Below are 13,109 nucleotides of genomic sequence, written 5' to 3'. Positions count from 1 at the left end.
TCCGCAGCGATCTCAACGGCACACCCGTCCATGAGGGGGTCCTGTTATTTCTTCTCTTCGAGGGTGACGGTGGCCTCGCCGGCCTTACCGTCCCTCATATATGTGATCTTGACCTGTTGGCCCGGTTTGAAACCTCTGACCTGCCCGACAACCGTATCGCCCCCGTCAACCGCCTTGCCGCCGATTTGAGTGATGAGGTCGCCCTGCTTCAGACCCGCCTTGTCAGCAGGGCTGTCCGCGGTGATCTCCCTGACGAGGGCTCCTGGCACGTCGCCCGTCGCGTCCGTGACGCTCACGCCGAGGAAGGCGTGGCTGACCTTGCCGCTGCTGATGAGCTGCTCGGACACCTGCTTGGCGGTGTTGACCGGGATGGCGAAGCCGACGCCGCCGCCGGCCGCCTCCGAGGCGATGGCGGTGTTGATGCCGATCAGCTCGCCCGCGGCGTTCACCAGCGCGCCGCCGGAGTTGCCCGGGTTGATCGCGGCGTCGGTCTGGATCGCGCCGCCGATGGTGGTGGTGCCGCTCGCCTGGCTCTGCTGCTGCTGTCCCCAGCCGGGCGGGATCTGCTGCTGCTGCTCGCCGCCGACGGTGAGCGTGCGGTCGAGCGCGCTGACGATGCCCGCGGTGACGGATCCGTCGAGGCCGAGCGGGCTGCCGATGGCCAGTACGGCGTCGCCGACCTTGAGCTGGTCGCTGTCGCCGAGCGTGGCCCCGGTCAGCCCGGAGACGCCTTCCGCCCTGATGACCGCGAGGTCGGTGGCGGGATCGGTGCCGACGACGGTGGCCTTGGCGGTCTTGCCGTCGCTGAACTTGACCGTCATCTGGCCGCCGCCCTGACCGGCGCCCACGACCACGTGGTTGTTGGTGAGGATGAGGCCGTCCTCCGACAGCACGACGCCGGAGCCCTCGCCGGTCTGGCCCTGGATCATCACCACGGTGGGCTGCACCTTGGCGGCCACCTCGGCGACGGTGAGCTGGCTGGAGGCCGGCTTGAAGACCGGGCTCGGCGTGCTGCTGCTCGCCACGGGCTCGGTGTGGAAGGAGTTGGCGATGGTGGCCCCCACGACGCCCCCGCCGACGGCGGTGACCGCCAGGGCGAGTCCGGCGATGGCCTTGCGTCCGGCGGCGAAGCCGGGTCGTTTCGGTGGCGCGGGTGGCGGCGGAGGCGGCTGCTCCATCATGATCGTGTCCCGCCGGGGGAAGCCCCCGGCGGCCGGCGGGGTGTCACCGAACTGGCTCCACCCGGTGCCCTGCTCGCGAGGCTCGTTCGCGTCCATCTGTCATCTCCTCAAGTCCCGATGACTCAAGAGTGCCAAGTGGCGCGTAAGACCTGGTTAAGCCAAAGATCAGAGCTTCATGAAACGATTCACGGCCGCCTTATCGCCGCTGCTGGCCGCCGTGCGGGGCCGCGCAGAATTTCTCAGAACGGCCCTGAACCCGGCGGTCAGTCGCTCCGGGCGGGCCAGTATTCGTCTCTCAGCAGGCGCTTGTACAGCTTGCCGGTCGGATGGCGGGGCAGCGCCTCGCGGAAGTCCACCGACTTGGGGCATTTGTAGTGTGCCAGATGTTCGCGGCAGTACGCGATGAGCTCCGACTCCAGCCCCGGCCCCGCCTCGTCCAGGGACACCGGTTCGACCACGGCCTTGACCTGCTCGCCCATCTCCTCGTCCGGCACCCCGAACACCGCCACGTCGGCCACCTTCGGGTGCACCGACAGGACGTTCTCGGCCTCCTGCGGGTAGATGTTCACGCCGCCCGAGATGATCATGTACGAGCGGCGGTCGGTCAGGTAGAGGAAGCCGTCGGCGTCCAGGTAGCCGATGTCGCCCAGCGTGGTCCAGCCCCTGCCCAAGGGGTCCTGCGCGGAGCGGGTCTTGCCGGGGTCGCCGTGATACTCGAAGCGGCCGCCGTTCTCGAAGTAGATCGTGCCGTGCTCGCCCGGGGGCAGGTCCGCGCCGTCCTCGTCGCAGACGTGCACCACGCCGAGCAGGGAGCGGCCGACCGTGCCCTTGTGCTGGAGCCAGTCCTGGGCGTTGACGTAGAGGAAGCCGTTGCCCTCGGTGCCCGCGTAGTACTCGTGGATGATCGGGCCCCACCAGGCGATCATCTGGTCCTTGACGGGGACGGGGCAGGGGGCGGCGGCGTGGATCGCGTACTTGAGGGATGAAATATCGTGCTTTTCCCGGATTTCTGGGGGCAGCTTGAGCATCTTGATGAACATCGTGGGCACGAGCTGCGAGTGCGTGACCCCGTACCGCTCCACCAGCTCCAGATATCGCTCGGGGTCGAAGCGCTCCATGACCACCACCGTGGCGCCGAGCCGCTGGAACGTCATGCTGTAGCGCAGCGGCGCGGCGTGGTAGAGCGGCGCGGGCGAGAGGTAGACGCTGTCCCCCGAGGGCGCGAACAGCGCCTCGATGAGCTTGAACAGCAGGCCAGGCTCGGTGAGCGGGCCGTGCGTCGCGGCCAGCTTGACGCCCTTCGGCCGGCCCGTGGTGCCCGAGGAGTAGAGCATGTCCGTGCCCGCGCACTCGTCCTCGATCGGGGTGGCCGGCAGGCCCGCGACGGCCTCCTCGTACGACTCGAAGCCCTCGGCGGCGCCGTCGAGCATGAGCCGCAGCCCGACCCCGGGGGTGGCGGCGGTGATCGAGGTGGCCACGCCGGCCAGGTCCGCGCTCGTGATGAACGCCCGGGCGCCGCAGTTGTCCACGATGTAGGCCAGCTCGTCCGTCTGCAGCCGCGAGCTGACCGGCGTGTAGTACAGGCCCGAACGGTGCGCGGCCCAGGCGACGACCAGGAAGAGGGGGTGGTTGGCGAGCATGAAGGCGATGTGGTCGCCAGGCCGCAGCCCGGCCGCCCGGAACAGATGGGCCAGCCGGTTCGACTCCTCGTCCAGCTCGCGGTAGGTGACGACCCGCCCGGAGCCCGCCATGATCACAGCGGGCTTGTCGGGGGTGACTGCTGCGATGGCTCCCGGATGCATGAACAGAACAGTATTCGGCTGATCGCCCGCCGCGCCAGGACCCGCGCGGACACGCCGAAGCCGCGGCCTCCTCGTCGAGGCCGCGGCTTGCGCGCGGATCAGGCGGCCGCGACGTACACGTCCTTCCAGCCGGAGTGGTAGCCGGTCGGACGATGGCGGTCGCCCCTGCTCACGTCCACGTAGATGTGGGCGGCGTTCTTACCGGACAACGAGAAGTCCTTCGGGCGCTTCGAGCAGTTGGCGAAACTCTTGAAGAAGGCGGAGCCGTCCTTGTTCACGACCTTGAACGTCTCCCAGGCGCACTTCCGCTTGCCCCACCATTTGTCGTTGGTGAGGGTGCTGTGCACGGTGTGGAAGTGGTCGGTGCGCCATTCCCACGTCCACTTCTTGACCTTCTTGACGACCCACTTGCAGTGCCTGTCGCCCTTGCGGTCCTTCTTGCAGACCCACTTCTTGACCAGGGCCCATTTCCAGGTCCAGTGTTTCGACCGCTTCTGGTCGACGGTCACGGAACCGCTGGCCGCGGCCTTGTGATCGCTGGAGTGGTAAGGCCCCCAGAAGGTCTTGTGGGAGGTCGTGGCGGATGTTGCGGGCGTGGCCGTCGCGTCTGCGGCGACCGGGGCGGCCACCGCCACCATTGTGGCGGCGGTGACGCCGAGAATGACACGTGCGGCGAAGTGCATTCCGGGGCCTCCTCGGGAGAGGTTTTGGTGACGCCGCCTTCGTACGCCCGCCGGATTGCGCCCCGCTTACAATTCGCTGAACGTCATAAAACCTTGGATAAGGCGGTTTTCCCGATCACTCGGCGGGGATGACGGAGCCCGCGTACTTCTGCTTGATGAAGTCCTTGACCTTCTGGTCCTGGAGGAGCTTGCCGAGAGTGACGATGTTCGCGTCCTTCTCGTGGCCGGTCTGCACGACGAGGCCGTTGACGTACGGGTTGCCCTCGGTCTTCTCCAGCACCAGCGCCTCCGACGCGGGCTTGAGCCCGGCCTCGATCGCGTAGTTGCCGTTGATGACCGCGGCGTCCACGTCCTCCAGCGAGCGCGGGAGCTGCGCCGCCTCCAGCGGCTTGAACTGCAGGTTCTTCGGGTTCTCCACGACGTCGCGCTCGGTGGCCGCGGTGCCGGCGCCGTCCTTGAGCTTGACGATGCCGTTGTCGGCGAGCAGCTTGAGCGCGCGGCCCAGGTTCGTGGCGTCGTTGGGCACGGCCACGGTGGCGCCGTCGGCCAGCGCGGACGCCGCGGTGATCTTCTTGGAGTACAGGCCGAGCGGCTCCAGGTGGACCGGCGTGACGAAGGTCAGCTTGGTGCCCTTGGAGGCGTTGAAGTCATCGAGGTACGGCTTGTGCTGGAAGAAGTTCGCGGCGAGCTGGCCCTCGTCGAGCTGCACGTTCGGCTGCACGTAGTCGGTGAACTCCACGACCTCGAGCTTCAGGCCGGCGGCCGGGGCCAGGTTCTCCTTGACGAAGTTCAGGATCTCGGCGTGCGGCACCGGGCTGGCGCCGACCTTCAGCACCGTGTCGGCCGACTCGGCGCTCTTCGTGCCCGCGCTGGTCGCGGACTGCGACGTACCGCATGCGGCGAGCGACAGAGCCAGCGCGACAGCACCCACTAGGCGATGAAATTTCATGATTTTTCCTTACTTATGCGATAGGCGCCGGGCGACCCAGTCGCCCAGGCTCTGCAGGAGTTGCACGATCACGACGAGCAGCACGACGGTCACGATCATCAGCAGCGTCTCGAACCGCTGGTAGCCGTACCGGACGGCCAGGTCGCCCAGGCCGCCGCCGCCGAGCGTGCCGGCCATGGCGGAGTAGCCGATGAGCGCGACGACGGTCACGGTCAGGCCCGCCACCAGGCCGGGCAGCGCCTCGGGCAGCAGGACCTTGCGCACGATGGTGGTCCGGCTCGCGCCCATGGCCTGGGCCGCCTGCACCACGTCGGCGCCGACCTCCCTGAGCGCCGTCTCGACCAGCCGCGCGAAGAACGGCACCGCGCCGACGGTGAGCGGCACCACGAACGCGGCGGTCCCGATCGTGGTGCCGACGACGACCCTGGTGAACGGGATGATCGCGATCATCAGCACGATGAACGGCAGCGACCGCCCGATGTTGACCACGAACCCGAGCGCCGACTTCAGCGCCGGGACCGGCCGCAGCCCGTCCCGGTCGAACACCACGAGCGCGACGCCGAGCGGCAGGCCGAGCAGCGCGGTGAACAGCGCGGACCATCCGACCATCTGCGCCGTCTCCAGCGTCGCCGGCCAGAGCAGCGGCAGCATCTCTTCCCAGGTCACGAGCCCTCCTCCCCCGTCACTCCGGTTGTGGTCACGGCGTTTGCGGTCACTGCGCTTGCGGTCACTGCGCTTGTCCGCATCACGCGCCCACCATTTCCACGATCAGTCCCGACTCGCGCAGGTAGGCCAGGGCGGCGGCGCTGTCGGCGCCTTCGAGGACCACGCGCAGGCGGCCCACCGAGCCGCCGGCCAGGTCCTCGATCGAGCCGCCCAGGATGCTCAGGTCCACGTCGAACTTCCTGACCAGCTCCGACACCACCGCCTGCCGCGGATCGCCGGTGAACGTCACCGTCACCGACCCGGCCGGCGCGGGCTCGGGCAGCGGGAAGATCTCCCTGGTCAAGCGCGACCCGGGCGTCCTGATGAGGTCGGCGATGGCGCCGGACTCCTCGATCCGCCCCCGCGTCATGATGGCGACGGAGTCGCAGACGCTCTTGACGACGTTCATCTCGTGGGTGATGAGCAGGATCGTCAGGCCGAGCTCGGTGTTGAGCCGCTTGAGCAGCGCCAGGATGGACTGCGTGGTGGCCGGGTCGAGCGCGGAGGTGGCCTCGTCCGACAGCAGCACGGACGGGTTGCCCGCCAGCGCCCGCGCGATGCCGACCCGCTGCTTCTGGCCCCCGGAGAGCTGGTGCGGCCGGTCCGTCCCGCGGCCTTCGAGCCCGACGAGTTCGAGGAGCTCGGCGACCCTGCGCTCGCGCTCGGCCTTCCCCACGCCCATCACTTCGAGCGGGAAGGCCACGTTGCCCGCGACCGTGCGCGAGGAGAGCAGCGCGAAGTGCTGGTGGATCATGCCGATGCGCTGCCTCGCGCGGTTCAGCTCGCCGCTGCGCAGCGCGGTCAGGTCCTGTCCCGCGACGGTCACGGTGCCCGCGGTGGGGCGTTCGAGCAGGTTGACGCAGCGCAGGAGCGTGCTCTTGCCGGCGCCGCTCTGACCGAGCACGCCGTAGATCTCGCCTTCGCGCACGTGCAGGTCGACCCCGTCGAGCGCGACGGTGTCGCCGTACAGCTTGCGCAGGCCGGAAGCCTGGATCACGAAATATCCCCACGACTGAGAGCGGCCGCCTACGGGGCCGCGGAAACGTACATCACCGGTAGAAGCGGGGCAGCGTCAGCGCGTGCCCGGGTGGAACGGCAGGTGGCTCAGCCTGCGCAGCATGAAAACAGGTGCGATCATGACGACCTTCGGGGAGAACGGGCGGGCGGTGTGCTCTAGCGGATGGGCATTCGCCCCATACGCGGGCTGCGACAGGCGGCCGTTCGCCTCATACGCGCGCGACGACACGCAGCGTCGCGGTGGGCGCCGGGGTCGTTCGCGTATGCCTCGTTCACGCCGTTGCTAACGACGTCCCTATATCCCCCTATTCCCCGTCTGTTTCGTGATCTGAGTCACGCTCTGCTGCCGTGACCCGGGTCATGCTCCGCCACCCATGACCTGGGCCACGCTCAGCCCTCGTGACCTCAGTCACGCTCCGCCACGAGGAAGCCGCCCTTGCCGGTCGAGGGCCTGCCGTACTCGGCCGCCAGCGCGGCGCGTCCGACCGTACGGGTGCGCCAGCCGCGCTCCTCCAGCCAGGCGGCGGCGTCCTCGCCGAGCCCGCCCCGCCACAGCTCCGCGACCCGCCGCAGCTTCGGCATGGCCCGCACCCGCTCCATCAGCCTGGCCGCGGCCTCCGCGTCGTGCTCGAACGCCAGGCTGCTCCCGCGCGCCGACAGCTCGCCGACGCGGGTCAGCAGCCGGGCCGACTCCTCCGCGTCGAGGTAGATGAGCAGCCCTTCGGCCAGCCACGCGACCGGCTCGGCCGGATCGAACCCGGCCGCGCGCAGCGCGCCCGGCCAGTCCTCGCGCAGGTCAGCGGGCACGGCGACGCGCTCGCACGCCGGCCGCGCCCCCATCTCCGCCAGCACCGCGTCCTTGAACGTCAGCAGCTCGGGCAGGTCGATCTCGAACAGCCGCACCCCCGGCGCCCAGTCCAGCCGGTAGGCCCGGCTGTCGAGCCCGGCGGCCAGCAGCACGACCTGGCGGCAGCCCGAGCCGGTCAGGTAGCCGTCGAAGAACCTCGTGCGGAACGCCAGGTGGTCGGCGAACAGCTCCCCCGACGCGCTGGCGTAGTCGGCGGCGGCGACGAAGGCTCCCGCGTATGCGTCCTCGAACAGCCGGTCGGGCCGCTCACTCTCGCGCGCCCGCACCCAAGCCGCGCCTACCGCCGTGTTCGACACACCCGTCAGATCAGTCATATCGCTGACGATACATCTCTAGCGATATGATGTCAGCCGTGAACGTGGCACGACTCCGGCGCATGGGCCGGCACTTGATCGAGTTGTCCAAGTCGGCGGCCGGGCCGACCAAAGGGCCTGCGCTGACGCCGGGCGAGGAGGCGGTGTTCGAGGACGTACTGCGCCATCCGGGCAGCGCGGTCGGGGAGATCCAGGCGCGTACGGGGTTCGTGCAGAGCCACGTGTCGGCGTCGGTGGCGCGGATGCGGGAGCGCGGGCTGCTGGAGACCGCGCAGGACCCGGCCGACGGGCGGCGTACCCAGGTACGGGTCACCGACGTGGCGGTGCAGGCGGTGCTCCGGCGCGCGAACCTGCCGGTGGAGGAGGCCGTACGGGCTGCGGTGCGCGACGACGCGCGGGCGGAGCGGGTGCTGGGGCTGCTGACGGAGCTGGAAACGCTGCTCACCCACGAGGACACGGACTGACCCTCGAAGGCGCGGCCACCTCCGGACAGACACACGCGGAGGACGTTCCCGGACAAGCACTCACACCCGGGACACCAGCCGATCTCCGAACAGACACGCACGAGGACACCGGCCATCCACCCGGCAGGCACCCATGCGTACACCAGCCACCCGCCCGGCAAGGCGCGCATGAGGATGCGCCCCGCCGTACCCGGGAGGCCGGGTGCGGCGGGGCGCGGGGTGGGTCAGGCCGCCACCGAGGAGGCGACCTGAGCCGGGGCGAGCGCGATGTCCAGCACCTCGCGCACGTCGCTGACCGCGTGGATGGTCAGCTCCGCGCGGACCTCCTCGGGCACGTCGTCCAGGTCCGGCTCATTGCGGGCCGGGATGAGCACGGTCGTGATGCCCGCCCGGTGCGCCGCCAGCAGCTTCTGCTTGACGCCGCCGATCGGCAGGACCCGCCCGGTCAGGGAGATCTCACCGGTCATGGCCACGTCGCTGCGGACGACGCGTCCCGACAGGAGCGAGGCCAGCGCGGTCGTCAGCGTCACACCGGCCGAGGGGCCGTCCTTGGGCACGGCGCCCGCGGGGAAGTGGACGTGGACCGAGCGGTCCTTCAGCGCGGTGACCGGCAGCTCCAGCTCCGCGCCGTGCGAACGCAGGTAGGACAGCGCGATCCTGGCCGACTCCTTCATCACGTCGCCGAGCTGGCCGGTCAGCGTGAGCCCGGTCTCGCCGGTCTCCGGGTCGGCCAGCGACGCCTCGACGTAGAGGACATCACCGCCCGCACCGGTCACCGCCAGGCCCGTCGCCACGCCCGGCACCGAGGTGCGCTGGGTGGCCTCGGGCAGCGACGACTCGGGCACGAACCTCGGCCGGCCGATGTAGCCCACCAGGTCACCCTCGCCGACCGTGACGCGCAGCTCGTCGCCGTCCGTCGTACCGGCCGCCACCTTGCGCAGGATCCTGGCGACCGAGCGCTCCAGGGAGCGGACTCCGGCCTCGCGGGTGTACTCGGCGGCCAGCTTGCGCAGCGCCTCGTCCTCGACCTTGACCTCGTCGGCGGTCAGCCCGGCCAGCTCCAGCTGCCTGGGCAGCAGGTGGTCGCGGGCGATGGCGACCTTCTCGTCCTCGGTGTAGCCGTCGAGCGTGACGACCTCCATCCGGTCGAGCAGCGGCCCGGGGATGGCCTCCAGGACGTTCGCCGTGGCCAGGAAGAGCACGTCGGACAGGTCCAGCTCCACCTCGAGGTAGTGGTCGCGGAACGTGTGGTTCTGTGCCGGGTCGAGCACCTCCAGCAGCGCGGCCGTCGGGTCGCCGCGGTAGTCGGCGCCGACCTTGTCGACCTCGTCGAGGAGAACGACCGGGTTCATCGAGCCGGCCTCGCGGACGGCGCGGACGATGCGGCCGGGCAGCGCGCCGACGTAGGTGCGCCGGTGACCGCGGATCTCCGCCTCGTCCCGCACGCCGCCGAGCGCCACGCGGACGAACTTGCGCCCCATCGCGCGGGCCACGGACTCGCCCAGGGATGTCTTGCCCACTCCGGGAGGGCCGGCCAGGGCCAGCACGGCGCCGCTGCGGCGGCCGCCCACCACCCCGAGCCCCTTGTCCTGACGGCGCTTGCGCACGGCCAGGTGCTCGATGATGCGGTCCTTCACGTCGGACAGGCCGGTGTGGTCGGTGTCGAGCACGGTCCTGGCACCGACGATGTCGTAGTTGTCCTCGGTACGGTCGTTCCACGGGATGTCGAGGACGGTGTCGAGCCAGGTGCGGATCCAGCCGGTCTCCGGGGACTGGTCGGAGGTCCGCTCCAGCTTGTCGACCTCCTTGAGCGCGGCCTCGCGCACCTTCTCCGGCAGGTCGGCGGCCTCGACGCGGGCGCGGTAGTCCTCCTCCTCCGTCTCGGCGGAGTCGCCGTTGAGCTCCTTGAGCTCCTTGCGCACGGCGGCGAGCTGCTGGCGCAGCAGGAACTCGCGCTGCTGCTTCTCCATGCCCTCCTGGACGTCCTTGCGGATCGTCTCGGCCACGTCGAGCTCGGCGAGGTGGTCACGGGACCACTCGATCAGCCTGGCCAGCCGCTCGGCGGGGTCGGCCGCTTCGAGCAGCTCGACCTTCTGCGCCGTGGTCAGCCAAGGGGTGTAGCCGGAGCTGTCGGCCAGCACCGAGGGGTCGTCGATCGTGTTGACCTGGTCGACCACCTGCCAGGCGCCGCGCTTCTGCAGAATCGTGGTGGCCAGGGCCTTGTACTCCTTGGCCAAGTCCTGGGCGCGCTCGCCGACGGCGACCGTGTCGATCGTCTCGGCCTCGACCCACAGTGCGGCGCCCGGCCCGGTCGTGCCGGTGCCCACGCGGACGCGGTTGACGCCGCGCACCACCGCCGCGGGCTCGCCGCCCGGCAGCCTCCCGACCTGCTCCACCACTGCCTGCACGCCGACGGCGCCGTATCGGCCGTCGATCCGGGGAACGAGGAGGACCTGTGGCTTGTTACCACCGGATGCACGGGCCGCGTCTATGGCGGCGCGCACCTCGGAGTCGGACAGGTCCAGCGGAACCACCATGCCCGGCAGGACGACCTCGTCGTCCAGCGGCAGGACCGGGAGGATCAAGCTCTCACTCATGCGAACTCCAAAGGGTTGAGTTATACCGGCTCAACTCATCGGAGCCTTGCGCTGTTCCCTTCATTGCCGATGTTCGCTCACGGCGATCGTAATCATGTAAGCCATACCTGCGGGTGAGGGCGGATCAAACCCTGGTGTGATGCCGGGCGGATGCCTTGAACGTAAGGTTGACCAGGTGATCCCCGCCCAGCGTGCCCCCGAGCCCGGCACCCGTCGCGCCCACGGCCTCGCCCAGGCGATCCGCCACCACTCCGCCCCGAAGCCCCCGGAAGCGGCTCCCCAAGGACCGGCCGAGCCCACCCCCGGCCCGCACCCGCCCAAGCCCGGTCGCGCCTCGCACGCGCAGCCCCGCAATCACGTGGTGTCCAGCAGAACCGTCGCCAACAAGCAGCCAAGCGTGTACGACTGGCGCCCCTCCGACGAGCAGCCGGCGTGGACAGCAAGATCGCCACAGGCAAACAGCCGGGCACGGACAACCAACAATCCGCACGCAAGCCACCAGACGCAGACGGCAGGGCCGCCACGGGCAGGCGGCCGTACGTGAGCGGCGGAGGCGGCGCGAGCAAGCAGCCAGGCGCGAGCGACGGGGGCGCTGCTGGCAAGCGGCCGCGCACGGACGGCGGAGGTGCCGCCGACGAACGGCCGCGCATGGACACCGGGAGTCCCTCGGACGAGCGGCCGCGCATGGACACCGGGAGTCCCTCGGACGAGCGGCCGCGCACGGACGGCGGAGGTGCCGCCGACGAACGGCCGCGCATGGATGCCGGGAATGCCGCGGACAAGAGATCGGGCGTGGACGGCGGAGGCCTCAGCGGTGGGTGGTCCGGAATGGCGCGTCGCGTCGCGTGGACGGTGGCGCAGCCGTTCGGGATGGCGCTGTTCCAGGGCGATGCCGAGCCTCCGCCATCCTCTCGGCACCTGGCGTTCAAGGGGCCGCGCTGGGCCGAGAGAATCGTGCCGCTCGGGATGTTCAACCTGGTCCAGGTGCTGGACTTCGTGCTGGCCTTGATCCTCTACGGGACCACACTGTCCATGGCGGCCGAATGGAACGCCGACGCCGCACACCACGCAGGCGGCCCCTCGCCGATCTGGGAGGGCTTCGTCTACCTCATGGCTCTGGCGGTCTCGCTGCCCGTGGCCCTGCGCGACCGCTGGCCGCTGGCCGCCTGGCGGGTCGCCGCCGTCCTGGTGCCCGTCATCGTCTGGACCACCGTCACGATCGGCCCCAACGAGCCGCCCTACGTCTTCTCGGCGATCGCGATGTACCTGCTGGTCCTCTACTCCGTCGCCGTCCGCTGCGACAGGCGGATCACGCTGGCCGTCTGGATCATCACGGTCCTCGCCGGCTGGATCATCCACCCCAACTCGATGCCACTCGTCACCGTCGTGGTGTCGGTCGCGGTGCTGTTCGGCTACAACGTACGCGTCAGGCGCTCCGCCACCACCCGGCTCGTGGCGGAGGAGCGCCGTTCCCGGCTGGCCGAGAGCGCCCAGGCCGTACTGGAGGAGCGGGCCCGCATCGCCCGCGAGCTGCACGACGTGGTGGCGCACCACATGTCGGTGATCGCGATCCAGGCCGAGGCGGTGCCGCTGAAGGCGGCGGGCGATCCGGCACAGCTCGAAGCGGGGCTGGCGGAGATCCGGAGCCTCTCGCTGGAGGCGATCACGGACCTGCGCCAGGTGCTCGGCGTCCTGCGGGATCAGGAGGGCCGGACCGACACGGCGCCACAGCCCGGGCTCGACCGGGTGGACGAACTGGTCGAGAACGCCCGCGCCGCCGGTCTGGCGGTGCTGGTCAAACGGTCCGGCCCGCTCGACACGTTGCCGCCTGCGGTGGGGTTGTCCGCATACCGAATCGTCCAGGAGTCGCTGAGCAACGCGATGCGCCACGCACCGGGAGCAACCGTCGCGGTGGACATCCGGCTGGCCACCGGCCCGGCCCCGGGAACGGACCCGGGAACGGACATGGGGCCCGGCACGGAATTGGGCACAGAATTGGATGCGGAGCCGGGCACAGGGCTGGGCACAGGGCTGGGCACAGGGCTGGGCACAGAGCTAAATGCCGGGCCGGACCTCAGACCGGACGTCGCGTCGGACCCCGGGTTAGGCGTCGGGCCGGGCACTGGGGCGAGCGGCGGACGAGAGCGGCGCGAGCTGCGGCTGCGCGTGGCCAACGGGCCTGGCACGGCACCAGGCGCGACGCCCGGGGCCGGGCAGGGGCTGGTGGGCATGCATGAACGCGCCGCGCTGCTCGGTGGCACGATCGAAGCCGGGCCGCAACCCGGCGGAGGCTTCGAGGTGCGCGCGACGCTACCGCTCCAAGAGGCGCAGGCGGCCACATGAGGAGGAACGTGGTCACGAACCGCTGGCACGCGTGCGGCCGGGACGCGACCGCCAGCGCATGTGCGGTCGGCGCGAACGGCCGGGACACGGCCGGGACACGGCCGGCACGCGTACGGTCGGCGAACGGCCAAGGCAGGTGCAGTCCGCGTACGAACGGCCAGCTCACGTGCAGTCGGCGCGAGCGGC

General features: G+C 70.4%; 10 protein-coding genes. 2 read left to right on the top strand and 8 right to left on the bottom strand.

All coding sequences use genetic code 11. The features are described 5' to 3' along the window. Positions 1-44: 44 nt before the first annotated feature. From ABEA43_RS14670 to ABEA43_RS14640, 7 genes are all read right to left on the bottom strand, one after another. Positions 45-1,277: a S1C family serine protease gene (locus ABEA43_RS14670; RefSeq protein WP_345562040.1), complete on the bottom strand. Its 1,233-nt coding sequence runs from the start codon at positions 1,275-1,277 to the stop codon at positions 45-47. 167 nt (positions 1,278-1,444) lie between these two features. Continuing rightward, positions 1,445-2,983 (bottom strand): AMP-binding protein, encoded by a 1,539-nt coding sequence (locus ABEA43_RS14665; protein ID WP_345562039.1) that lies wholly within the window; start codon positions 2,981-2,983, stop codon positions 1,445-1,447. A 98-nt stretch (positions 2,984-3,081) separates the two neighbouring features. Beyond that, positions 3,082-3,666, bottom strand: a complete 585-nt coding sequence (locus tag ABEA43_RS14660) for a hypothetical protein (protein WP_345562038.1) — start codon at positions 3,664-3,666, stop codon at positions 3,082-3,084. 115 nt (positions 3,667-3,781) lie between these two features. Continuing rightward, complete coding sequence (locus ABEA43_RS14655; RefSeq protein ID WP_345562036.1) at positions 3,782-4,615, bottom strand: MetQ/NlpA family ABC transporter substrate-binding protein; 834 nt, start codon at positions 4,613-4,615, stop codon at positions 3,782-3,784. A gap of 9 nt (positions 4,616-4,624) precedes the next feature. Next, on the bottom strand, positions 4,625-5,281 hold the full coding sequence (locus tag ABEA43_RS14650) for a methionine ABC transporter permease (RefSeq protein ID WP_345562034.1): 657 nt from the start codon (positions 5,279-5,281) through the stop codon (positions 4,625-4,627). A 79-nt stretch (positions 5,282-5,360) separates the two neighbouring features. Continuing rightward, a complete protein-coding gene (locus ABEA43_RS14645; protein ID WP_345562032.1) occupies positions 5,361-6,317 on the bottom strand; it encodes a methionine ABC transporter ATP-binding protein in 957 nt (318 codons plus the stop codon). Positions 6,318-6,742: 425 nt separating this feature from the next. Beyond that, a complete protein-coding gene (locus ABEA43_RS14640) occupies positions 6,743-7,519 on the bottom strand; it encodes an SAM-dependent methyltransferase (RefSeq protein ID WP_345562030.1) in 777 nt (258 codons plus the stop codon). Between the two features lie 38 nt (positions 7,520-7,557). Here ABEA43_RS14640 and ABEA43_RS14635 point away from each other — a divergent pair, with 38 nt between their 5' ends. Next, on the top strand, positions 7,558-7,983 hold the full coding sequence (locus tag ABEA43_RS14635) for a MarR family winged helix-turn-helix transcriptional regulator (protein WP_345562028.1): 426 nt from the start codon (positions 7,558-7,560) through the stop codon (positions 7,981-7,983). A 224-nt stretch (positions 7,984-8,207) separates the two neighbouring features. On the opposite strand, the gene lon is transcribed toward ABEA43_RS14635, so the two are convergent. Next, positions 8,208-10,580, bottom strand: coding sequence for an endopeptidase La (gene lon / locus ABEA43_RS14630; RefSeq protein ID WP_345562027.1), 2,373 nt, complete (start codon positions 10,578-10,580; stop codon positions 8,208-8,210). Between the two features lie 432 nt (positions 10,581-11,012). Between lon and ABEA43_RS14625 the strand changes: the two genes are divergently transcribed. Next, positions 11,013-12,923, top strand: coding sequence for a sensor histidine kinase (locus ABEA43_RS14625; protein ID WP_345562026.1), 1,911 nt, complete (start codon positions 11,013-11,015; stop codon positions 12,921-12,923). The last annotated feature ends 186 nt before the right edge of the window (positions 12,924-13,109 follow it).

Origin of the sequence: Nonomuraea rosea, assembly GCF_039539705.1 — a bacterium.
Lineage (GTDB): Bacteria > Actinomycetota > Actinomycetes > Streptosporangiales > Streptosporangiaceae > Nonomuraea > Nonomuraea rosea.
The sequence above is the reverse complement of the archived record's forward strand: the minus strand, read 5'-3'. Positions and strand labels throughout refer to the sequence as shown.